Source organism: Brevundimonas sp. GW821-FHT02A10 (assembly GCF_059422025.1).
In genome coordinates this window covers 475,797-497,946 of sequence record NZ_JBWKWC010000001.1, presented here as the reverse complement: position 1 = coordinate 497,946, position 22,150 = coordinate 475,797, and the positions used below count along the sequence as shown (strand labels likewise).

At 67.9% G+C, this 22,150-nt stretch carries 24 protein-coding genes; 11 read left to right on the top strand and 13 right to left on the bottom strand.

Going from position 1 to position 22,150, the window contains the following annotated elements:
* Position 1 precedes the first annotated feature (1 nt).
* Complete coding sequence (locus AC07U0_RS02125) at positions 2-613, bottom strand: hypothetical protein (protein ID WP_494718377.1); 612 nt, start codon at positions 611-613, stop codon at positions 2-4.
* Entirely contained in the window at positions 610-915 is a 306-nt protein-coding gene (locus AC07U0_RS02120) for a PadR family transcriptional regulator (RefSeq protein WP_494718376.1), read from the bottom strand. Before AC07U0_RS02120 ends, AC07U0_RS02125 begins: the two co-directional genes overlap by 4 nt.
* A gap of 130 nt (positions 916-1,045) precedes the next feature.
* Here AC07U0_RS02120 and AC07U0_RS02115 point away from each other — a divergent pair, with 130 nt between their 5' ends.
* The gene (locus tag AC07U0_RS02115; protein WP_494718375.1) at positions 1,046-1,345 is read left to right on the top strand and encodes an RNA-binding S4 domain-containing protein; all 300 of its coding nucleotides are present in this window, start codon (positions 1,046-1,048) and stop codon (positions 1,343-1,345) included.
* Here the strand turns inward: AC07U0_RS02115 and AC07U0_RS02110 are convergent.
* A complete protein-coding gene (locus AC07U0_RS02110) occupies positions 1,314-1,979 on the bottom strand; it encodes a YceI family protein (protein WP_494718374.1) in 666 nt (221 codons plus the stop codon). The genes AC07U0_RS02115 and AC07U0_RS02110 overlap by 32 nt on opposite strands.
* A gap of 190 nt (positions 1,980-2,169) precedes the next feature.
* Here AC07U0_RS02110 and fdxA point away from each other — a divergent pair, with 190 nt between their 5' ends.
* Entirely contained in the window at positions 2,170-2,511 is a 342-nt protein-coding gene (gene fdxA, locus AC07U0_RS02105) for a ferredoxin FdxA (RefSeq protein ID WP_207868559.1), read from the top strand.
* Positions 2,512-2,813: 302 nt separating this feature from the next.
* Positions 2,814-3,371 carry a CarD family transcriptional regulator gene (locus AC07U0_RS02100; RefSeq protein WP_494718373.1) on the top strand — a complete coding sequence of 186 codons (558 nt, stop codon included), beginning with the start codon at positions 2,814-2,816 and terminating at the stop codon, positions 3,369-3,371.
* A 53-nt stretch (positions 3,372-3,424) separates the two neighbouring features.
* On the opposite strand, the gene AC07U0_RS02095 is transcribed toward AC07U0_RS02100, so the two are convergent.
* The 4 genes from AC07U0_RS02095 to AC07U0_RS02080 form a co-directional block, all read right to left on the bottom strand.
* The gene (locus tag AC07U0_RS02095) at positions 3,425-4,618 is read right to left on the bottom strand and encodes a glycosyltransferase (RefSeq protein WP_494718372.1); all 1,194 of its coding nucleotides are present in this window, start codon (positions 4,616-4,618) and stop codon (positions 3,425-3,427) included.
* A gap of 237 nt (positions 4,619-4,855) precedes the next feature.
* Positions 4,856-7,519 carry a glycoside hydrolase family 3 C-terminal domain-containing protein gene (locus AC07U0_RS02090; RefSeq protein WP_494718371.1) on the bottom strand — a complete coding sequence of 888 codons (2,664 nt, stop codon included), beginning with the start codon at positions 7,517-7,519 and terminating at the stop codon, positions 4,856-4,858.
* 106 nt (positions 7,520-7,625) lie between these two features.
* The gene (locus AC07U0_RS02085) at positions 7,626-8,570 is read right to left on the bottom strand and encodes a DUF808 domain-containing protein (protein WP_494718370.1); all 945 of its coding nucleotides are present in this window, start codon (positions 8,568-8,570) and stop codon (positions 7,626-7,628) included.
* Between the two features lie 87 nt (positions 8,571-8,657).
* Complete coding sequence (locus AC07U0_RS02080; protein WP_494718369.1) at positions 8,658-9,137, bottom strand: DUF3617 domain-containing protein; 480 nt, start codon at positions 9,135-9,137, stop codon at positions 8,658-8,660.
* A 239-nt stretch (positions 9,138-9,376) separates the two neighbouring features.
* Here AC07U0_RS02080 and rpmB point away from each other — a divergent pair, with 239 nt between their 5' ends.
* A complete protein-coding gene (gene rpmB / locus AC07U0_RS02075; RefSeq protein ID WP_492946975.1) occupies positions 9,377-9,673 on the top strand; it encodes a 50S ribosomal protein L28 in 297 nt (98 codons plus the stop codon).
* Positions 9,674-9,735: 62 nt separating this feature from the next.
* On the opposite strand, the gene AC07U0_RS02070 is transcribed toward rpmB, so the two are convergent.
* Positions 9,736-10,155 (bottom strand): DUF983 domain-containing protein, encoded by a 420-nt coding sequence (locus AC07U0_RS02070; protein WP_494718368.1) that lies wholly within the window; start codon positions 10,153-10,155, stop codon positions 9,736-9,738.
* A gap of 194 nt (positions 10,156-10,349) precedes the next feature.
* On the opposite strand from AC07U0_RS02070, the gene AC07U0_RS02065 reads away from it, so the two are divergent.
* The gene (locus AC07U0_RS02065; RefSeq protein WP_494718367.1) at positions 10,350-13,190 is read left to right on the top strand and encodes a tetratricopeptide repeat protein; all 2,841 of its coding nucleotides are present in this window, start codon (positions 10,350-10,352) and stop codon (positions 13,188-13,190) included.
* Positions 13,191-13,232: 42 nt separating this feature from the next.
* Here the strand turns inward: AC07U0_RS02065 and AC07U0_RS02060 are convergent, their stop codons facing one another.
* The 3 genes from AC07U0_RS02060 to AC07U0_RS02050 all read right to left on the bottom strand — a co-directional run bounded on the left by AC07U0_RS02060 (position 13,233) and on the right by AC07U0_RS02050 (position 14,809).
* Positions 13,233-13,511 (bottom strand): HU family DNA-binding protein, encoded by a 279-nt coding sequence (locus tag AC07U0_RS02060; RefSeq protein WP_207868550.1) that lies wholly within the window; start codon positions 13,509-13,511, stop codon positions 13,233-13,235.
* 111 nt (positions 13,512-13,622) lie between these two features.
* Positions 13,623-14,450, bottom strand: coding sequence for a flagellar type III secretion system pore protein FliP (fliP, locus tag AC07U0_RS02055; RefSeq protein WP_494718366.1), 828 nt, complete (start codon positions 14,448-14,450; stop codon positions 13,623-13,625).
* Entirely contained in the window at positions 14,447-14,809 is a 363-nt protein-coding gene (locus AC07U0_RS02050; protein ID WP_494718365.1) for a FliO/MopB family protein, read from the bottom strand. Before AC07U0_RS02050 ends, fliP begins: the two co-directional genes overlap by 4 nt.
* A 143-nt stretch (positions 14,810-14,952) precedes the next feature.
* Between AC07U0_RS02050 and flgB the strand changes: the two genes are divergently transcribed.
* The 6 genes from flgB (at position 14,953) to AC07U0_RS02020 (ending at position 18,844) form a co-directional block, all read left to right on the top strand.
* Positions 14,953-15,366 (top strand): flagellar basal body rod protein FlgB, encoded by a 414-nt coding sequence (gene flgB / locus AC07U0_RS02045; RefSeq protein WP_494718364.1) that lies wholly within the window; start codon positions 14,953-14,955, stop codon positions 15,364-15,366.
* A gap of 20 nt (positions 15,367-15,386) precedes the next feature.
* The gene (gene flgC, locus AC07U0_RS02040; protein WP_404822028.1) at positions 15,387-15,806 is read left to right on the top strand and encodes a flagellar basal body rod protein FlgC; all 420 of its coding nucleotides are present in this window, start codon (positions 15,387-15,389) and stop codon (positions 15,804-15,806) included.
* A gap of 10 nt (positions 15,807-15,816) precedes the next feature.
* Positions 15,817-16,116: a flagellar hook-basal body complex protein FliE gene (fliE, locus tag AC07U0_RS02035; RefSeq protein ID WP_494718363.1), complete on the top strand. Its 300-nt coding sequence runs from the start codon at positions 15,817-15,819 to the stop codon at positions 16,114-16,116.
* An 18-nt stretch (positions 16,117-16,134) separates the two neighbouring features.
* Positions 16,135-16,986 carry a 3-deoxy-8-phosphooctulonate synthase gene (kdsA, locus tag AC07U0_RS02030; RefSeq protein ID WP_492946983.1) on the top strand — a complete coding sequence of 284 codons (852 nt, stop codon included), beginning with the start codon at positions 16,135-16,137 and terminating at the stop codon, positions 16,984-16,986.
* Positions 16,987-17,079: 93 nt separating this feature from the next.
* Positions 17,080-18,423: an amidohydrolase family protein gene (locus tag AC07U0_RS02025; RefSeq protein ID WP_494718362.1), complete on the top strand. Its 1,344-nt coding sequence runs from the start codon at positions 17,080-17,082 to the stop codon at positions 18,421-18,423.
* A 40-nt stretch (positions 18,424-18,463) separates the two neighbouring features.
* A complete protein-coding gene (locus AC07U0_RS02020; protein ID WP_494718361.1) occupies positions 18,464-18,844 on the top strand; it encodes a VOC family protein in 381 nt (126 codons plus the stop codon).
* Positions 18,845-18,862: 18 nt separating this feature from the next.
* On the opposite strand, the gene AC07U0_RS02015 is transcribed toward AC07U0_RS02020, so the two are convergent.
* Complete coding sequence (locus tag AC07U0_RS02015; RefSeq protein ID WP_494718360.1) at positions 18,863-20,887, bottom strand: ATP-binding protein; 2,025 nt, start codon at positions 20,885-20,887, stop codon at positions 18,863-18,865.
* A gap of 97 nt (positions 20,888-20,984) precedes the next feature.
* Positions 20,985-22,139 carry an acyltransferase family protein gene (locus AC07U0_RS02010; RefSeq protein WP_494718359.1) on the bottom strand — a complete coding sequence of 385 codons (1,155 nt, stop codon included), beginning with the start codon at positions 22,137-22,139 and terminating at the stop codon, positions 20,985-20,987.
* Between the last annotated feature and the right edge of the window lie 11 nt (positions 22,140-22,150).

The following is a 22,150-nucleotide window of genomic DNA, read 5'->3' as shown; positions in this document are numbered from 1 at the left end:
CTCAGGCGACGGCGGTTCGGCGCGCCGGCCAGACCCGCCGTATGCTCCAGCCGAGGGCTGCGCCGACAATGCAGGGCCACATTCCGTCGAACAGGAACTGGAGCGCGTACACGACGCTCAGAATATCCGGATCATTGCTGGGCCGGATCCACGGGTTGGACAGGACCGGCTTGAGCAGGATCAGGAAGAACCTGGGCATCGCGCCGTCTTGCCAAAGGAATGGCACAAGCAGGCCTGCGAGGATGGCCCGGCGCGGCCATGCGAGGGCCAGAACCAAAGAGGCGAGGGCTTGCAGGGCCGCGTTTGCGGTGCTGACCGGCCCCACCCAGTCCGGCGCGACGAACGGGTACATCAGATTGAAAGCCAGGGGGAACAGGAGCCAGCTTCCCGCCAGAACGGCGACCATGAACCCGACGCCGAACGGCGCCTCGGCCCGCATCCGCCAGCCGAGCGAACTGGCGAGGCATCCTGAGGCCCAGGCCAGCGATCCCGGTCCGTCCTGAAGCGCCTCGAATTCCTGACGCATCGCCAGTGACCATTCCGCGCGCGAGGCCGGGGTCAGGGCGGCGGCGAGGGCCATCAGGGGGCGGGCGATCACGGCCTGAAGCGTCATGCGAGCGATCCTTTCGGCGAGAGGGCGGGACGGGCGGCGGTGGCGGCGCGCAAGGCGGCCTTGCCTGCGGCGGTGATGCGATAGGCGTGACGGGGCGGACGGCCCGGAATGCCCGGCTCCAGCCACTGGCTTTCCAGCAGGCCGCGTTCGGCCAGGCGGATCAGGATCGGATAGAGGCTGCCTGACTTCAGCCCGGTCGCGGCGGCGATTTCCAGCCCGTACAGCCAGGACTGCGGGTTCAGGGCGAGCGCCGTCAGGACGGTCGCGGTCTGTGCGGAAAGGCGTCGGCCGGAGGCGGTCATGGCATAACTCTACATATGTAGAGTTTGTCGTCAAGCTGTGCCGAACGATGATTTTCGAGTCTCGGCGTCTTGTGCTTCCACCGGGAAGGCGCAGGTTTGGACGCAGGCAATGGAAGGATGAGCGCCCCGCATGAACGAGCCCTCGGTTCGCGTCGATGTCTGGCTGTGGCGGGCGCGGTTCGCGAAGTCGCGGTCCATCGCTGCGGATCTGGTCGAGCGGGGCGCGGTGCGGCTGACCCATCAGGGGCGGCAGACGCGGCTCGACAAGCCCAGCCGGCTGGTCCACCCGGGCGATGAGATCACCTTCGCCGTCGACGGACGGGTGCGGGCGGTGCGCGTGGAGGCGCTGGGCGAGCGGCGCGGACCCCCGGCGGAGGCCCGCGCCCTCTATGTCGATCTTATTGAGCCGCCGCAGGCTCCTGCTTCGTGAATTCGCCTTCGATGTGCAGCGTGACATCGTCGCCGAGGCCGACGCCCAGGCCGTAGCTGACGCCGAAGTCCGAGCGCTTGATCGTGGTCTCGCCGTCGAAGCCGACGCGGTAGCCCTTGTTCATGTACGGGCCGGCCTGGTTGAAGCGGACCGCCAGGGTCACCGGACGGGTCACACCACGGATGGTCAGGTCGCCGGCGACGGCGGCCTTCGAGGCGTCATCGCGGTCCACGGTCACCGAGGTCGCCTTGAAGGTCGCGGTCGGGAACCGGGCGGCGTCGAAGAAGTCAGGCGTCTGGAGGTGACCCTTCAGGGCGTCGTTGTTCGGGGCGACGTCGGCGATCGGCACAGTGGCGCTAAGGGTCGAGGCCGAGGGGTTGGCCGGGTCAATGGTCAGGTCGGCCGAGACGTTGGTGAACTGGCCGGTATAGGTCGAGAAGCCGAGGTGTTTGACCGACCAGGTAATCTTGCCGTGGTCCGGATCCAGTTTGTAGGTTCCGGCCTGAACCTCGACCGGGTTCTGGGTCGCCGCCGACTGGGCGTCCGCGCTGTGTGTGATAAGACCGCCGCCGACGAGGGCGAAGGCGAGGGCGGCCGCAGCGCTGGTGCGGACAAGAAGACGACGATTCAACATGATGGGCTCCGGGAGAGGGATCAGGTCGATCTAACTGCAATCGACACTGATGCAATAGCAGTTCGTCCCGGTGCGACAAGAAAGCCATGCTGTCCGGCGTCGATAGAACCGCTGAGTTGACACCCCCGGCTGCCGGGGCCATGTCCCCGAACCGCCCTCTCTCAACCGCCTGACGTGATCTCCGCCCGCCATGACCTACATCGTCACCGACGCCTGCGTGAAATGTAAGTTCATGGATTGCGTCGAGGTCTGCCCCGTCGACTGCTTCTACGAGGGCGAGAACTTCCTGGTCATTGCGCCCGACGAATGCATCGACTGCGGCGTCTGCGAGCCGGAATGCCCGATCGACGCGATCAAGCCCGACACCGAGGATGAGCCCGACGGCAAGTGGCTGCAGATCAACGCGTCCTACGCCAAGGTCTGGCCGAACATCACGGTCAAGGGCACGCCGCCCGCTGACCGCGAGGAGTGGGAGCGGGTCGAGAACAAGTTCGAGAACCATTTCAGCCCGAACCCCGGCAAGGGTTCCTAAGCAACCGCCGCAATGCGGTCACAATGGACCCCTTCGTACCAGAGACGCAGGGGACGTTTTGAAATTGCCCCGTTTTGTGATATGTTCCTTCACATTGGATCGGGCGGTCTGCAGTTTCACTGCGCCGCCCGAGTTTGCGACAGAATCCCGCCCATGAAGGCGGGGTCGGCCAGAGGTTTGGTGATCCGTTTCTGCATTTGACGCGTTGATAGTTCCACCGACGGCCCCTCGCCGGCGGTGGGAAAACTGTTTGCGCAGTGCGCTTTCGCTTCGCCGATCCCTGTGTCCGGGAAAGGAATGACATGACGAACAAGAGCGGTCTGGAATTCAAGGTTGGCGATGCGGTCGTCTACCCGGCCCACGGCGTTGGCAAGGTCATCGCGATCGAGACCCAGGAAGTCGCCGGCATGTCGCTGGAAGTCTATGTCGTGACCTTCGACCACGAGAAGATGACGCTGCGCGTTCCGACCAAGAAGGCCAAGACCGCCGGCCTGCGTTCGCTGGCCGCCGACGACGTCGTCACCAAGGCCCTGACCACCCTGAAGGGCCGCGCCCGCATCAAGCGCACCATGTGGTCGCGGCGCGCCCAGGAGTACGAAGCCAAGATCAACTCGGGCGACCTGATCTCGATCGCCGAAGTGGTCCGCGACCTGCACCGCGCCGACTCCCAGCCGGAGCAGTCGTACTCGGAGCGCCAGCTGTATGAATCGGCTCTGGACCGGATGGCTCGCGAAGTCGCCGCCGCCAACCGCATCGACAAGGACGCCGCCGTCGAGCTGCTGTCCAAGTCGCTGAGCGCCAAGAAGGCCGTCGCCGCCGCCGCCGTGGACGCCGACGCCGAGGAAGCCGAAGCCGCCTGATCCGTTCGCGGAACTTGAGACTGAAAAGCCCGGGAGCGATCCCGGGCTTTTTGCTATCCGGCCGCCGCCTGCGACGTGCGCCGGATGGTGTCGAGCAGGGCCGGGCCGACGGAGCGGATGTCGAAAGACTGTTCGAACAGGGCCTTGCCGCATTCGCCCATCTCGCGCCGCGTGGCGGCGGAGGTCGCCAGCCAATCCTGGATCAGGGCCGTGGCCCCGTCGAGGGTGTCAGGTCGGATGAGGCCGGCGCCCGCCCCCTCGACCTCGCGCCAGATATTGACCTTGTCGCTGATCAGGACGGGCAGGCCGCAGGCCGCAGCCTCGGCGACGACGACGCCGAAATTCTCCTGATGCGAGGGCAGGATAAAGGCCTCGGCGTTATGGAAGGCGCCCCATTTGGCGTCGTCCAGGATCATGCCCGTCCAATGGATGTGTTTGGCCACGCCCAGCCGTTCGGCCAGATGGCGCAACGACTGGATGAGGACCGGCGATCCCGGCCCGGCCATGACCAGCTGCAGGTCGGGCGCCCCGGCCTCGGCGCGGTTTCTGACCCGGGCGAAAGCCTCGATCAGCAGGTCGCAGCCCTTCTTCTCATGGATGCGGCTGAGATAAAGCAGATAGGGGCGGTCGCCCAGGGCCGGAGCGGCGGCCTTGAAGGCCTTCGTCTGCTCGGGGGTCGGCGGCGGTGGGGCCGAGGTGCCGTAGCCGACGACGGTCTCGCGATAGGGATGGTCGAGGAACTGCCCCCGGGCCAGCAGCCGCTCCTCCTCGGTCGTGAACAGGACGCTGGCGGCCGCGGCCATCAGCCGGCCTTCGCCGACGGTCCAGAACAGCTGTTTGGCGGCGTGCTTGAGCGGATAGGTCTGCCGGAACCAGGGATCCATCATCCCGTGGGTGAAGACATAGTAGGGAACCGGCCCGCCGGGCAGGACGCGCGAGGCGCCGAAGGCGGCGTAGTTCCACAGGCCGTTGACGATGACGGCGTCGTAGCGCCCGACGTTCTCCCTTAGCCAGGGAGCCAGGAGGGGCGAATAGCGCCAGTGGCGGAGCGGCTGCGGCCAGGCGCCGGACCCACCAAGGGCGTGGACCGTCAGGGGCGTGGTCTCAAGCCAGGGGGCGTCCGGCTGATCCAGGCAGACGACCTCGCAGGCGCACGCGTCGCGGGTGACCTCCGCCTGTCTCAGAATCCCCTCGACCGGACCGCCGTCGGCCGGATTCATCGAGGCGATGACGTGCAGAAGCTTCAACCCAGGCATCCATCAGGGACTTCGTCCCGGTCAGCCACAAGCCATCGCCGGGGTTCGGCGAGAGCCGACCCTCCGTCGATTATAGCCCCACCCCCGGGTTCAAGAGCCGACCACGCTCACCGGGCGCCGGACCGCTGACGAGGCTTCCTGCTCGTCTTACAGTCCTGCAAAGACAAGACGCCACCGACAGCGCCTCACATCAAGGCCGCGCGTCCGAAAGGCGATTTTTCCGACGCGCTAGAAGGCGGGAAGCGCCGCTTCGCCCAAGATCGTCAGCCGGCCCTCGACGCCGGAGGGGAGGTCGTCGCTCCCGGACAGGATCGGTTGGCCGCCACCGATCCAGAGCGTCACCGGTCCGGCGTGGACCGAGCGGCGTCCCTGATCGTCGACCGTGCTCATCGCCGTGGGGCTGATGTCGAAGTCGACCCGGCGGCTCTCTCCGGCCTTCAGCAGGATGCGCTGGAAGCCGACGAGGCTGCGCACGGGCGCATCGGGACCGGGGCGAGACGCATAGAGCTGGACGACCTCGGCGCCGTCGCGCGCGCCGCTGTTGATGATCTGGACGGAGACCTTCGCGGCTGAGCCCGCCGTGATGTCCGTCTGGTCGAAGGTCAGGGGCGAATAGTCGAACCGGGTGTAGCTGAGGCCGTAGCCGAACGGGTACAGCGGCGCGCCGTGGAAGCGGCGATAGGTCCGGCCGTCCATGCCGTAATCGGTGAAGGGCGGCAGGTCGTCGGCAGACTTGTAGAAGGTCACCGGCAGGCGGCCCGAGGGGCTGAAGTCGCCCGCGATCAACTCGGCGACGGCCTGACCGCCCTGACCGCCCGGATACCAGGCCTCGATAATGGCCGGCAGATGGGCGTCGGCCCAGTTCACGCTCATGGCCGAGCCGTTGGCCAGCACCAGGATGACGGGCTTGCCGGTGGCGTGCAGGCGTTCGAGCAGCTGTTGCTGGGGCGCGGGCAGATCCAGGCTGGTGCGGTCGCCGCCGGCGAAGCCGGGGGCCTGGACGACCATTTCCTCGCCCTCGAATTTCGAGGTCAGGCCGCCGACGAAGACGATCAGGTCCGCCGCCTCGGCCGAGCGCATGGCCGGGGCGGCGCCGGATCCCGGCTTGCTCCACTGGATCTTCTGGCTGGCGCGCGACCCCTTCTGGATGGCCTCGATACGGATGGCGTGGGGACGGTCCGCGCCCAGGTCGATGGCGGTGTCGGAGGTGGGCCAGGCGGCGTCCCAGACATCGGCGACCAAGACGTCATCCACGAAGACGCGATAGCCGTTGGCGCCCGTGTAGCGGAACCGGTACTGGCCGGGTTCGGCGACCTTCAGGAAGCCGGTCCAGCGGATGGAGGTCTCGCGTTCCTGACGCACCGGGCTGCCCCAGGCGAATTTGGCGTTCAGGTCCGTGCGGCTGGCGACGGGCGCGCCGGCCAGGTCCGGGCCCGCGAACTCTTCGGCCTTCAGTCCGGGCGCGGCGCAGGCGGCGTCTTGGCAAAAGGCGAGGTCGGGAATGTCCTCCAGCGGCGGGGCGACCCAGCCGGTCCCTTCCACGAAGCTGATCTCCGCGTCCGGGAAGCGGGCCTTCAGTCCGTCGAGAATGGTGATCGGATGCGAGGGCGTGCCGTTGTAGTTGCCGACCAAAGCCTCGACCGTGTTGGCGTTGGGGCCGACGACGGCGATCCGGCGCGGCGCCGCCTTCAGGGGAAGCAGGCCGTCGTTCTTGAGCAGGACCAGAGATTCCCGCGCCGTCTGCAGCGCCAGGTCGCGATGGGCCGGGGTGTCGTAGTCGGTGGCCTTGATCGCGGCGTAAGGGCCCGTGCCGGGCGGATCGAAGGTCCCCAGCCGCATGCGGGCGACGAAGAGGCGATGCAGGGCGGCGTCGAGCACGTTTTCCGAAAGCAGGCCCTGTTCGACGGCGTTGACGGTCGTCTCAGGCTTGAAAGTCCCGTTGGCCATGAAGTCACAGATCAGGTCCGTGCCGGACTTCAGGGCCAGGGCCACGGCCTCCTCGGGCGTGCGGACGGTCGCGTGCGAGGTCGGCAGATAGAAGTCGGCGATGGCGGCGCAGTCGGACACGACATGTCCGTCGAACTTCCAGTCGTCGCGCAGGCGGCGCTGCAGATAGTCGGTGTTGGCGCAGGCCGGCACGCCGTCGACGGCGTTGTAGGCGCACATCAGGGCCTGGGCGTGGGCCTCGGTGACGGCGGCGTGGAAGGCCGGCAGATAGGTCTCGGTCACGTCGCGCGGCGAGGGGTGGATGTCGTCGCGGTGGCGGCCGGCCTCCGGGCCGCTGTGGACGGCGAAATGCTTGACGGCTGCGATGGTCCTGGGGTGGAGCGGATCGTCGCCCTGCAGGCCTTCGATGAAGGCCACGCCGAAGCGGGAGGTCAGGAACGGGTCCTCGCCCCAGGTCTCCTGACCCCGGCCCCAGCGCGGATCGCGGAAGATGTTGACGTTGGGCGACCAGACGGTGAGGCCGCGATACTGGCGCGTTGAACCGTCGGGGGCGCGGTCTTCGAGGTTCTTGGCCCGGAACTCCGTGCCGATGACGTCGGCGACCTGATGGATCAGGTCCGTGTCCCAGGTCGCGGCCATACCGATCGCCTGGGGGAAGACGGTGGCTTCGCCCGCCCGCGCGACGCCGTGCAGGCCCTCGCTCCACCAGTTGTAGCCGGGGACGCCTAGGCGGGGGATGGCGGGGGCGCCGTGCTGGATCTGGGTCGCCTTTTCCGCCAGCGTCATGCGCGAGACGAGGTCGGTCGCCCTGGCCTCCGCCGAGGCGGTCGGGTCCAGATAGACCGCTGGAGCGGAGGACGGCGCGGGGGCGGTTTGTCGGGCCAGGGCCTCCATCGGCGACAGCAGGATCGCGATGGTCGCGACGACGGACAACGCCTTGTGCATGGAGGCCTCCCGGCGAAACGCCGCTCCCGGTTCGCGTTTTCGCGCTTATGGCCTCATTTGTATTATTATATAGCTTTCGGTGTCCAGTGACGCGAGGTCGCGCCCGCTAGTGCTTCGCGCCGGGCTTGAGTCGCATCGCCTGGTGCAGAACGAAGGCGATGACGCCGCCGACGACCGTGCCGATGACGGCGGAGATCAAGGCGGTGGTCAGCCAGCCGGCGAGGTCGCCGATGGGGCCGAGCGCCGATGCGATGGCGTGGGACAGGTGCTCGACCGGCTCGGCCGGCCAGGCGAGGCCGAGGGTGTGGGAGCCGTGCAGCAGGATGCCGCCGCCGACCCAGAGCATGGCGAAGGTGCCGATGGTCGACAGGGCGCTCATGACGACCGGCATCGCCTTGACCATACCTCGCCCGAAGGCGCGTACGCCCTTGCTCTCGCGCTGGGCCAGATGCAGGCCGACGTCGTCCATCTTCACGATCAGGCCAACCACGCCATAGACAACGACGGTCATGATCAGGCCGACGATGATCAGGACGCCCGCCTGGGTCAGCAGGGGTTCGGAGGCGACGTCCGACAGGGCGATGGTCATGATCTCGGCCGACAGAATCAGGTCGGTGCGCACCGCGCCGGAGACGGTGGCCTTCTCCAGGGCAGCGGGATCGTCATGGGCCGGGCCATCGTCCTCATGGCCGTCGGCGCCAAACATCTCCATCAGCTTCTCGGCGCCCTCGAAACAGAGGTAGGCGCCGCCGCACATCAGGATCGGCGTGATGGCCCAGGGGGCGAAGGCGGTCAGCAGCAGGGCGACCGGCAGGATGATGAAGAGCTTGTTGCGAACGGAGCCCACGGCGATCTTGCCGATGATCGGCAGCTCGCGGGCCGGGGACAGGCCGACGACGTAGCGCGGGGTGACGGCGGCGTCGTCGATGACCACGCCCGCCGCCTTGGTCGAGGCCTTGCCGGCGGCCGCGCCCATGTCGTCGACCGAAGCCGCGGCCAGTTTGGCGATGCCCGCCACGTCGTCGAGCAGGGCGATAAGTCCGGAGGGCATGGGCGGTCTTCAGGTCCGAGAGGGGGAGACCTTCGGGCCTAGAGCAGGATTTTCAGCTTGTCGATGCGTGCAGCGGTCGGGCGCCGATCAGAAATACTCGGCGTTGGCCGGGCACTGGGCGCTGACGCGGCGGGCGGTGATGCTGGCGGGAATATAGGGGGTGCCGCGCAGCAGCTGGGCGCCGCCGTTGAACTGGAAGCTCTCCGACTGATAGGTGCCGCGCAGGCGCACGTTGAAGCGACGGCCCTTCTTGTCCTGACAGGTGCCCTCGAAGCGGGCGTTGCCGCCGCCGACCTCGCGCACCGGATAGGTGCAGGCGTAGCGGCGGGTGGAGATGCCGCCGAAGAAGCGCGAGATGTCCTGCGGGCGGACGCATTTGGTTTCGGTGTTGCGGTCGCCGACGGCGCTGGTGGTGTATTCCCAATAGCCGGGCAAGACCGGCTGGGCCGGAGCCGGGGTCTGGGCGTGCAGGTCGCGGGTCGGCGAGGCCAGCAGAATCGCACCCGCGAGGGCGGGGGCGGCGACGGCGGCGATACGAATGGCCACGGAGGCTTTTGGCGTCTTCATCTCTAAAATGTCCCGGTCAGCGTCTTTCGCTGTTATGCCTTCACTATATGGCGGCTTTTGAACGGCGGCTGAACAGACCTCTTCGGTCAGGCGCAGACTCGGTTTCCGGCCCGAAAGCCTTGACGTCGCGCAGGCCGTTCCTCTATACGGCCCCCTCTCGCGAAGGGGACCCCTCCTTGCGCGCCCCTATTTCATGCGTCCGGTGCGTTTTGCCGGGCGATCACCTCAAGGATCAGACGATGTCGCGTCGTTGCGAACTCACCGGTATCGGCCCGATGGTCGGCCACAGCGTGAGCCACTCGAATGTGAAGACCAAGCGCCGCTTCCTGCCGTCGCTGAAGAAGGTCAAGCTGGCTTCGGAAGCCCTGGGCCAGACCTTCACCCTGCGGATCTCGAACGCCGCCCTGCGCACCCTGGACTACAAGGGCGGCCTGGACGCCTATATCGTCAAGGCCGGCGACGAGCAGCTGTCGCTCTCGGCCCAGCGCATCAAGCGTCAGGTCAAGGCCAAGCTGGCCGAGCAAGCCGCCGCCTGATTTCGGCGCTGCTGACAAGAGTTTGAAAAGGCCGGTGGAAACACCGGCCTTTTTCTTTTGCCTTAGCGCCAGGGCGAGCCTTCGCCGTGTTTGCCGATGCTCTTCCACTCGGGCGGGGCGGCCTTGTGGACGTACTGTTCCGAGACCAGCCAGCCCTTGAAGGGGCGCAAGGTCCCCAGGCACATCAGGGCCAGGAGAGGGAAGGTCACCGCGAAATGCACCCAGATCGGCGGGTGGACGGTGAACTCGAAGGCCATGAAGGCCATCATCCCGACCACGCCCACGCCCGACATGACGAAGAAGGCCGGGCCGTCCGCCGGGTCGGCGAAACTGTAGTCGAGGCCGCAGACCGGGCAGCTGTCGCGAATCGTCAGATAGCCCTTGAGCAACGGGCCCTTGCCGCAGCGCGGGCAACGGCAGCGGATGCCCGTGCTCAGGGTGTTGAGCGGCGGGTATTCAGGGGCGGGAGCGGGGTCTGACATGGCGTCTTCCTTTGTCCCGATGTCGGCCTGCGGACCCTCTGGCGCAAGGCGGCGTCGTGTCCTTGGACGATTTGTCCAACCTTCGTTCTACGGGAAATGGCAAACGCCGTATTAACCGCGTTGAAAGGCCCCGCGCGCGAGTGTGCGCGTCAATGGTTGGGCCGTCCTCGAGAAAATCGATCGCGAGGACCTCTGTGGCGCTGGGCGCCGTGGGGGCGGTCGTGCTCGCCCCGATCCTGACACCCGCCGCGCCGGCGATCGCGCAGGAAGCCTCCAGCGCGCTTGAGCCCCTGACCATCCGCCTGGGCACCACCCGCCGGGGCGAGGCCCAGAACTTCACCCGCGTCGAATTCGCCGGGGTCATCGGCGCGCGCTCGCGCGTCCGCCGCGAGGGCCAGGCGGTCGTCGTCCGCATCGGCACCACCGCCGCGCCGGACATCAGCCTGCTCAAAAACAGCCTGCCGCCGGGCGTGACCAAGGTCGAAACCCGGGCGGTCCAGGGCGGCTCCGAGGTGCTGCTGACCCTGGCCCAGGGCGCCGATGCACGGTCCGGCGTGGCCGACGGTGCGGTCTGGCTGAACCTCTATGCCCCGGGCGCCCAGCCCCAGTCGGGCCTGACCGCGTCCAGCGCCGTCCCGGCCAACGGGGTCGTGCCGGTGACCACCACGGCCGAGGCGGATCGGGTGGTGATGAATTTCCAGTGGGCCGCGCCCGTCGGGGCGGCCGTCTTCCGCCGCGACGACGCCGTCTGGATCGTCTTCGACACCGCCGCCAAGATGGGCCTGCCCAAGGGCGCCAGGATGGGTCCGGCCGGAGAGGCGCGCTGGGCCCAGGGACCGGGCTACACCGCCATCCGTATCGCCGCCCCGGAAAACCTGCCGGTGTCCGCGACGGGGCAGGGCACGACCTGGACCGTGACCATCGGAGGCGTTCCGACCAGCCCGGCCCAGGCCGTGGAGGTCGACCGCGACGACACCGCCCAGACGGCTCTGGTCGCGCGCATGGCCGGGGCGACCAAGGCCATCTGGCTGACTGACCCGATGATCGGCGACCGGTTCGCCGCCGTCACGGCGCTCGCGCCCGGCAAGGGCTTCGGCGACCGCCGCCAGACCATCGACGTCACCCTTCTGCCGACCGCCCAGGGCATGGCGGTCGAGACGCCGACCGACGACCTGACCATCGTGGCCGCCGGCGATCTGGTGACCGTGTCGCGCCCACAGGGCCTGACAATGTCGGCGCCGTCGGAGGCGGTTCTGGACGCCGCGCCCGACGCCCCGCACCTGCCGCGCAAGGCCGCCTATCCGGCGATGATTCTGGCCGACTGGGCCGATCCGGGCGCCGAGGGCTTCTCCGCCCGTTACCGCGAATTGCAGAACGGAGCCGAGCAGGAGACCGCCCAGGCCAGCGAGGATCCACGCACCCCGATCGAATCGCGCATGGGCTTCGCCCGCTTCCTGATCGCCTCGGGCCTTGGCTTCGAGGCCATCGGCGTGCTCAACGCCATGATCGCCAAGACGCCCAGCCTGCAGGGCGAGCCCGAGGTGCGCGGCCTGCGCGGCGCGGCCCGGGCCTCCATCGGCCGTTTCGAGGAGGCCGAGGCCGATTTCGCCTCGGGCGCTCTGGCCGGCGACCCGTCGACCAAGGTCTGGCAGGGCTATGTCGCGACCCAGCGCGGTGACTGGACGGGGGCGCGTCTGGCCTTCACCGCGGGCGCCTCCGTCATCGATCAGTTCCCCAACGACTGGAAGGCCCGCTTCGGGGCGGCCCATGCCCTGGCGGCGCTGGAACTCGGCGACCTGCCGGCCGCCCGATCCCTGCTGGCCTTCAGCTTCAGCCAGCGCGCCCCGGCGGCCGATCAGCTGACCGCGCGGCTGGTGCAGGCCCGGCTGTTCGATCTGGACGGCCAGAGCGACCGGGCGCTGGCGGTCTACACGGCCGTCGCCCGTGCGCCGCTGGACGGCATCGCGACGCCCGCCAAGCTGGGCGTGGTCAAGCTTTCCCTCGCCAAGGGAATCATCACTCCCGACGCCGCCGCCAAACAGCTGGAAGAGCTGAAATGGCGCTGGCGAGGCGATGCGACCGAGCTGGCCGTGGTGCGGACCCTGGGAAGCATCTACCTGCAGCAGGGCCGCTATCGCGAGGCCTTGGAGGTCCTGCGCAGCGGCAACAAGCGGATGATCGATCTGCCGGGCGCGCGCGAAATCCAGGACGACCTGTCCTCGACCTTCCGCGCCCTGTTCCTGCAAGGCGCCGCCGACGGGCTGCAACCGGTGCAGGCCCTGGCCCTTTTCTACGACTTCCGCGACCTGACCCCGATCGGCGCCGACGGGGACGAGATGGTGCGGCGGCTGGCGCGCCGCCTGATCGACGTCGACCTGCTGGATCAGGCCGCCGAACTGCTCAAGCACCAGGTCGATGAGCGTCTGGACGGCGTGGCCAAGGCCCAGGTGGCGACCAATCTGGCCACTGTCTATCTGATGGATCGTCAGCCGGAGAAGGCGCTGCAGGCCCTGTGGAGCTCGCGCACCACCCTGTTGCCGGCGGCCATGAACGCTGAGCGCCGGGCGCTGGAGGCCCGCGCCCTGATGGATCTGGGTCGCTACGACCACGCGCTGGAACTGCTGGAGGGCGACAGCACGCCCGAAGGTCTGGATGTCCGGGCCGAGATCTACTGGAAGCAGCAGAACTGGGCCGGGGCCGCCAAGGTCTATGACCAACGTCTGGGCGAGCGGTTCAAGGACACAGCCACGCCTCTGGACGCCGCCGACGAAAGCCGGGTGATCCGGGCCGGGGTCGGCTATTCGCTGGGCCACGACCTGCCGGCCCTGTCGAAGCTGTCGCGCGCCTATCTGCCGTTCGCGGCGCGGGCCCGTTCGGCGGCTTCGATGCGCATCGCCCTGTCGGGCTTCGACGGCCAGGAGGGGGCGGTGCAGGCCAGCGACTTCGGTCAGCTGACCGCCGGGGCCGACACCTTCGCCGGATGGGTCCAGGCGATGAAGGCGGACTTCAGAAAGCAGACGGGCGGGAACGGCTGACCGTTCCCGCCCGCTTTCCTCCCTGTCGAGGGAGAAGCAGTCTTACTTGTTGACCGCGTCCTTGAGGGGCTTGGAGACCCGGAAGCGGACGGCCTTGGAGGCGGCGATCTTGATGGTCGCGCCCGTGGCCGGGTTGCGGCCTTCGCGCTCGGCGCGGGCAGCGGTGTCGAAGACGCCCAGGTTCGAGATGCGGACGTCGCCGCCGGCGGTCAGCGACGAATGGATGTTCTTGACGATCGCTTCCAGCACGCGGCCGGCGTCGGCCTGCGAAACACCGGCGTCCTTGGCGACAGCGGCGATCAGTTCAGCTTGAGTGGTCATGTGGTCGTTTCCATAAACTCGCCCGATTCCGGACGATGACCGGGGGATCAACACGCTTTTGGGGCGGCTTGGCAAGCGCCGTTGACGCGCAAACGCCCTGACAGCGGGGGTTTACCCCCCGACAGTATGTCGGGTGAAGCTCTCGACAAGGCTTCCGGCGACCAGTCTCCAGCCGTCCACGAGCACGAAAAAGATGAGCTTGAAGGGCAGGGAAATCACCACCGGAGGCAGCATCATCATACCCATGGACATGAGCACGCTGGAGACTACCAGATCGATCACAAGGAACGGAACGAAAAGGAGAAATCCGATTTCGAAAGCCTTCTTCAACTCGCTGATCATGAAGGCCGGAGTGACCACGCGCAGGGGCAGGTCGGCCATCTCCGTATTGGGCTCCACCTTGCTCAGTCGGGTGAAGAGCGAGAGGTCCCCGCGGTCGACCTGGGCGAGCATGAAGTTTTTCACAGGTTCCGACGCCGCATCAAACGCTTGAGGCAGCTCCATCTGCTGATCGAGCAAGGGGCGGATGCCCGAATCATAGGCGTCCTGCCAGGTCGGAGCCATGACGATGGCGCTCAGAAACAGGGCCAGGGAGACCAGAACGGCGTTCGGCGGCGACTGCTGCATGCCCAGCGCCGTGCGCAGCAGGGACAGCACCACGATGATCCGCACGAAGCTGGTGGTCATGATCACGATAGACGGCGCCAGCGACAGGACGGTCATCAGACCGACCAGCTGAACCACCCGCTCGGTGAGGCCGGCGCCGGTGCCCAGATCGACGTTGATCGAGGAGCCGGAACCCGCGGCGGCGGCCACATCCTGTGCGAAGGCGGCCAGAGGCCAGGCCAGGCAGAGCAGGGTAGTGACCAGCGAGAGCAGGGCCGCCCGCTTGAGCTCGGCGCGGGTCGGGACAGTGAAGATCGAGGCGGCGAGCTTCACTTCGGGCCTCCCTTGTTCAGGGCGGAGAGGTTCAGACGCGCGAAGGGACGGGGCGTTTCGGCGACCGGCTCCGGCGCGGGCGGGGCAGGTCGTTCGGCGGGCTGGCGCGGCTCGATCAGTTCGCGGCCCTCGCCCAGCAGGATCAGCCGCTCTTCGTCATCGACGCGGACGAGGACCAGCCGGCGGGCGGGGTCCAGCACCAGGGTTTCCATGACCTGCAGACGCCGTTCGCCCCGCTCGGCGCCGAGCTTGGCCAGAAGCTGCGGGGCGTAGCGGCGGGCGGCCCAGGCGCAGAGCCCGATCAGGCCCAGCACAAAGGCCAGGCCGAAGATGGCGCGGGCGAAATCAAGGACGTTCATGCGGGCGACGGTTCCGGGGCCGCTGGAACGCGCGGCCGGTCGGGGCTGACTCTTTAACCATCGTGGTTAACGACCCGTTGAAATAACGCCCTGTTAACCATGCAGGCGGCATTTTCTGCCTATCCGATCAGGAGACCCGCCCGATGGGCATCGCCGACGTTCCACTGCTGGGCCAGATCAAGGGCCGCCTGAACTGGCTCGATGAGCGCCAGCGGGTGGTCTCGCAGAACATCGCCAATTCCTCGACGCCCGGCTTCGTCGCCCGCGACCTGCAGCAACCGGCCAACGCCGACTTCGCCGCCGCGATGCGGCAAGGCGGGGGACTGCAGATGGCGCGCACCAATGCGGCCCATATCGCCCCGGCCCCGGCCAATGTGGCGCGCTTCTCGTCCCAGGCCTCGCCGGACTCCGAGACGACGCTGGACGGCAATTCGGTCGTGCTGGAAGAGCAGATGCTCAAGATGTCCGAGAGCCGCATGGCCTATGACGCCGCGATCAGCCTGTATTCCAAGTCGATGTCGATGCTGCGGATGGCCGCCAAGAAGCCCGGCGGCTGAGCCGGGATCAGGAATAGACCATGCCCGATCCGGTCCCGCCCCGTAACACCGCCATGGCCGTGGCCTCGAGCGCCCTGCGCGCCCAGCAGTCGCGCATGCGGATCATCGCCGAGAACATCGCCAACGCCCAGTCGACGTCCGAGACGCCCGGCGGCACGCCCTATCGTCGCCAGATCCCGGTCTTCGAGGCGCGCAACGTCGACGGCGCGACCGGTGTGGCCCTGGCCGAGGTCAAGCCGGACCAGAGCGACTTCAAGATGGACTACGACCCCTCGCACCCGGCGGCCAACGCCGACGGCTATGTGATGCGGCCCAATGTCGACACCCTGGTCGAGGCCATGGACATGCGCGAGGCGCAGCGCGCCTACGAAGCCAATCTGAACGTCATCGAGACGGCGCGGTCGATGGAAAGCCGCACCCTCGACATCCTGAAGCGATAGGAATTAGCCGATGAATCCGATGGCGGCGATGAAGGCCTATGCGGCGGTTCAGGGCGGGGGAATGCCCACGGGTGGAGCGGCGGCCCCGGCGGCGCCCGGCTTCGGCGAGATGCTGCAGAACGTCATGGGCGACATGACCAAGTCCACCAGGGCCGCCGAGACCCAGATGACCGGCGCCATCCAGGGCCAGGGAAACATGATCGACGTGGTCACCTCGGTGTCCAGCGCCGAGGCCTCTCTGGAAACCGTCATCGCCGTCCGCGACCAGGTGATTCAGGCCTATCAGGAAATAATGCGCATGCCGATCTGACGGCCTATATAGGCCGCCATGTCCATGATTCATCTCAAGCGCTGGAACCTCTCCATCGGGGCCGGCCAACCGCTCGTCGTCATCGCCGGCGTCAATGTGCTCGAAAACCTCGACATGGCCCTGGCCGTGGGGCGCGAGCTGAAAGCCAATTGCGAGGACCTGGGGCTGCCCTATGTCTTCAAGGCCAGCTTCGACAAGGCCAACCGGTCGTCGATCACCTCCTACCGCGGTCCCGGGATCGACGAGGGGCTGAAGCAGCTCGAGATCATCAAGGCCGAGCTGAACGTGCCGATCTGCACGGACATCCACGAGGTCGATCAGGCCGAGCGCATCGCCGCCGTCGCCGAACTGGTCCAGATCCCGGCCTTCCTGTGCCGCCAGACCGATCTGGTCGTCGCCGCCGCCCGCGCCACGGCCGCGGCCGGCGGCTGGATGCACGTCAAGAAGGGTCAGTTCCTGGCCCCCTGGGACAGCGCCAACATCATCAAGAAGGCCCGCGAGGCAGCGCCTGAGCTCGACATCGTCATGTGCGAGCGCGGCGTGTCCTTCGGCTATAACAACCTGGTCGTCGACATGCTGGGCATCGGCCAGATGCAGAAGCTGGGCGTGCCGGTGACCATCGACGCCACCCACGCCGTCCAGCTGCCCGGCGCCGATCCGCGCACCAGCGGCGGTTCGACCGGCGGGCGTCGCGAAGGCGTGTCGATCATCGCCAAGGCCGCCGTCGCCGCCGGCGCCGACGGCGTCTTCCTGGAGTTCCACCCGGATCCGGACAAGGCCCTGTGTGATGGTCCGAGCTGCCTGCCCCTGACCGCCTCCCACGGCCTGCTCAAGACCCTGAAGACGATCCACGAAGCCGTTCAGGCCTGATCGTCCTCAACGGGCTTACCGCGATTTAATCGGCCGCCGCGCATCCGCCGGCGGCCGATCTTGTCTCTACTCCCCGACACGAAGGAGAGAGAGATGCCCGTCCGCCGCACCGCCTGCCATGCCCTGTTTCTGGCCGCGACCGTCGCCGCCTGTCTGACGGCCATGACCCGCGCCGAAGCTCAGGAGCGCGCGCCGGGGCCGGTGACGCTGGTGCGCGCCGGAAACCTGTTCGATTCCGAAGCCGGCCGCATGGTGGGGCCCCGCGACCTGCTGATCCAGAACGGCAGGGTGCGACAGGTCGGGACCGATCTGACGGCGCCTGAAGGCGCGACTGTACTCGATCTGCGGCGCTGCTCGGTCCTGCCCGGCCTGATCGACGCCCATACCCATCTGCTGCTGGAGCAGCGCGCGCGTGAGAGCCTGTCCGACACCGCCGCCCGCGATCAGGGCGTCGACGGCGACGCGACCCGGGTTCTGCACGCCGCGCCACGCGCCCGGGCCTATCTGGACGCCGGTATCACGACGGTCAGGGATCTGGGCAACTCGGGACAGTACCTGGATCTGATCCTGCAGCGGGGCATCGATCAGGGCGATGTCCCGGGGCCACGCCTCTATGGCTCCGGGCCGGGTCTGGCGCCCGAAGGCGGTCAGCTGGAGCCTCAGCCGGCCGATCCGCATCATCTGATCGCCGGCGAATATCGCATCATCAAGGGCCCGGATGACGCCCGCTCGGCCGTACGCGAGGCCGTCGCCGCGGGCGCCCGGGTGATCAAGATGTATCCTGAGGCGACGCCCCAGCGCACCCGGTTGTCGGTCGCCGAGATGGCCGCCATCGTCTCCGAGGCCAAGCGCCACGGCGTGCCGGTCGCGGCCCACGCCACCTCGGACGCGTCTATTCGTGAGGCGGTCGAGGCCGGGGTCGCCTCGATCGAACACGCCTATGAGGTCTCCGACGAAACCCTTCGGCTGATGGCGGCGCGCGGCGTCTGGCTGGTCCCGACCGATCCGTCTGACGAGATGGCCATCGCCTTCACCCGCGACTGGCCGGTCCAGCCGCCCGAGGCCGAGGTCCGCGCCCATCTGGCCCCGGCCCGCGACCGGCTGCGCCGCGCCCGGGCGGCGGGTGTGCGGATCGCCATGGGCTCGGACTTCTACGTGCCTTGGCTGACGGGGCGGGGCGAGGCCGCGCGCGGGACCCTGGACGGCTATGTTGAGGCGGGCATGACCCCCGCCGAAGCCCTGCAGTCGGCGACCTGGGGCGCGGGGACGCTGATCGGCGACACCGGTCTGGGCGTGCTGCGGCCCGGCGCCTATGCCGATCTGATCGCCCTGCCCGGAGACCCGACGGCGGGTCTGTCGGCGCTGCATGATCTGAAGCTGGTCCTCAAGGGCGGCAAGGTCGAACGGTCCGACGCCGCAGCCTGCGCGGGAACCTGACCCCGTCCGGGACGCTGGTCCGGAGCATCAGGAGAACGCCATGCTCAAGGACAAGCCCTCCTCCGCCATCGTCGCCGTCAAGGACCTCGCCCGCGCCAGGGCCTTCTACGGCGGAACGCTGGGCCTCGAGGCCACGCCGGAGACCAACGACCAGATCCTGGTCTTCGCCACGGGACCCACGAAGCTGGTCGTCTATGTCTCCAACTATGCCGGAACCAATCAGGCCAATGCCGTGGTCTGGGGCGTGGGCGAGGACATCGAGGCCGTGGTCGCCGACCTGACGACGAAGGGCGTCGCCTTCGAGAACTACGACATGTCGGGCGCGACTTTCGAGAACGGGGTCCACCGCATGGGCGACTTCCGAATGGTCTGGTTCAAGGACCCGGACGGCAACATCCTGCACATCAACAGCGGGACCTGAGGCCAGCGGCCCGGCCAATCAGGCCGCGCGCTTCATCGCTGCCCCGTAGAGGGCGCGGCTGACTGTGCGGAAGAAGTCGGCCGGAACCAGCGGCTTGGACACCACCCCGGCGAAGCCGGCGGCCATCAGCCGGGAAGTATCCCCGTCGCCGTCGGCCGTATAGGCCAGGATCGGGGTGTCGGCGGCCGAGGCGACATAGGACCGGATGGCCTTCAGCGCCTCGCGGCCGTCCATGCGCGGCATCCGCAGGTCCATCAGGACCAGATCGAAGGCCTCCTGCGTCAGGCGATCAACGGCCGCCGCGCCGTCCTCGACTTCGACCACGTCAGCCCCCAGACCCGACAGGAACAGGCGGGCCAGCTCACGGTTGGCCGGATGGTCATCGGCGACCAGCACCCGGGTTCCGCTCAGGGCCGACAACTGGGTGACTTCGGCAGGCGGCGTGACCTCAAGGGCGGCGTTGGCGGCCTGGGCGTCGATCTCGAACCAGAAGCGGCTGCCGCGGGCGACGACGCTGTCGGCGCCGACGGTTCCGCCCATGGCCTCGCACAGGCCCTTGCAGATCGCCAGACCCAGGCCGGTGCCGCCCGCGCCGCGCGTGGTCGAGCCGTCGATCTGGGAGAAGCGCTGGAACAGCAGGCCCAGCTTGTTGGCCGGAATGCCCGCGCCGGTATCGGCGACGGAAACCCCGAGGCGCTGGGTGCGTGGATCCCAGGCGGCGACGACCTTCACCCCGCCGGTCGTGGTGAACTTCACCGCATTGCCGATCAGGTTGAGCAGGATCTGACGGACCCTGTCCGGATCGATCATCAGGGCCGGGACCAGGGCGGAGGAGACCGAGCTCATGCGGAAGTCGAGCGTCAGATCCTTTGCCCCGGCCTGGGGCGCGAACAGCTCCAGCGTGGAGCGGCACAGATCTTCCAGATCGGTCGGCTCGGGCCGGATGGCGACCTGACCGGCCTCCAGCTTGGAGAAGTCGAGGATGTCATTGACCGTGCACAGCAGGGCCCGACCGGCGTTGTCGATGCGGCGGATGTAGTCGCGCATGACCGGCGACAGGTCAGGCTGTTCGGCGGCCAGGTCGGTGAAGCCGACGATGCTGGTCAGGGGCGTGCGCAGCTCGTGGCTCATATTGGCCAGGAACTCGGATTTGACCGCGGCGGCCTGTTCGGCGGCGACGATGGCGGCGCGCTGGTCGGTCACGTCCTGGAAGACGCCGAACAGGCTGACGGGGCGGCCTTCGCGATCGAACTGGCAGTCGCCCTTGGCCAGAACGCGGCGCTTCTGGCCGTCCGCCCGGTTGAAGCTCAGCTCTACCTGGAAGGGGCCCTTGCCCAGGGTCGAGGATTCGATCGCGTTCCTCAGGATCGTCTGATCCTCGGTGTCGTAGAACAGGATCGCCTTGCCCAGGACCGGTTGATAGGTCTCACGGGTCAGTCCGTAGATGGCATAGCATTCGTCGGACCAGAGCAGGGTCCCGGTCTTGAGGTCGCATTTCCAGTGGCCCACGCCGCTCATGGCCTCGGCCATGGCGAGCACCTGTTCGCGCTCCTTCAGCCCGTGTTCGGCGCGCAGCCGCTCCAGTTCGGCCACCGCCAGGTCGGCCAGGTCGCGCAGTTCCGCCAGCGCTTCGTCCGAAGGGCGGGGGCGGGGCACGGTGTCGATCACGCACAGGGCGCCCAGATTGAACCCGTCGGAGGTCGTCAGGGTCGCGCCGGCGTAGAAGCGGACGCCCGGGTCGCCGGTGACCATCGGGTTGTCGCGGAAACGGGGGTCGGTCGCCGCGTTCTCGACGACCAGAATGCCGCGGGGCGGTCGCTGGATCGTCACGGCGCAAAAGGCCTCCTCGCGCGAGGTCGAGCAGACGTCGATCCCGGTTCGCGCCGCCAGCCACTGGGTGTCCTCGTCGATCAGGGTGACGGCCGTCATCGGACAAGAGAACAGCTTCGCCGCCAGCCGCGCGGCGGCGTCAAGCACCGGATTGGCGGGCGCGCCGATGACGTTGAAGCTGTGTAGTGCGGTTAGGCGATCGATCTCGGACATGACGCGCTCGGGGGAGAGGGAACTGTCCTCATCCTGCCCGGCAATGGTTTACGCAGCGCTAGGCTTTGCCCTCGTACGGCGCTGTAAACCTATAACTTTAGGCCGTTTCGGGCGTCCGGACCGGCGCCGCGACAACCGCCACGCGGCGGTTGCGGCGGGTCTTCAACCAAGCCTTGATGCGGGTCTGCATCGGCTGGTCGATGACGGTGTGGAAGGCGAAGGCCACCGCGAAGGCAGCCGCGATCCCGCCGACGTAGAGAACCCATTGCGCCGCGACCGGCAGGGCGAAGCGGGCGATCAGGACATTGGCCACACCGAACCAGCCGATGCGCGTCACCTCATTGGTGATGAACATCGAAAAGGACATGACCGACAGCTTCTCGACCAGCTTCGACGGGCGGGTCACCGGCACCGCGCCGGCCGACAGGATGATCAGCGAGATCAGGACCAGGGCGACCAGGGCGTGTTTGTCGAACGCCTCGACCACGAAGAAGGCGACGGCAGCGAGGACGCCGACCACAGCGGCCAGCTTCGGCGCGATCCAGACCCGTTCGGTGAACTGGGCCAGACCCATGCCCAGGATGAACAGAGGCAGGGCGCGCCAGAAGCCGTACATCATCGGCATCTGATAGACGGGATAGCCGAACAGGGCCCAGGCCGCCTGATTGGCTGCGAGATAGAGCAGGACCACACCCGCCAGCGCCGTCCACGGTCCGAGACGCTTCATCCCCTTCAGGATCCAGGGGAAGGCGAGGTAGCAGCCGATCAGGGCCGAGACCGACCAGCTGGGCGCGTTCCAGCCCAGGCCGCCATGGACGCCGAACGCCTGGGTCAGGGTCAGTTGCGCGGGCAGTTGGTCCCAGCGGAACCATTCGGGATTGCGCGGGGGCTCGCCCAGGGCGGTCGAAACCACGACCAGGGTCACCAGGGTCAGTCCCATGATCAGATGGGCCGGGACCACGCGCAGATAGCGCTTCAGGAAGAAGTCGCCGGGCGACATCCGTCCGGCGTTCACCGCCGCCCCATAGACCCGCATCAGCACATAGCCGGAATCGATCAGGAAGAAGTTGGTCAGCAGAAAGCCGCCGCGCTCGAACATCGGATTGATGAGCTGCGACAGGGGCACGGGGCCGGCGGCCTGGTAGTGGTGCAGGATGATCAGGCTGGCCACAATGAAACGCAGGGCGTCCAGCCAGCCGCCACGGGAGATCGGCGGTGTCTCGTTTCGGGTCGAAATCGCGGTCCAGGCCATCTCACGGGCTC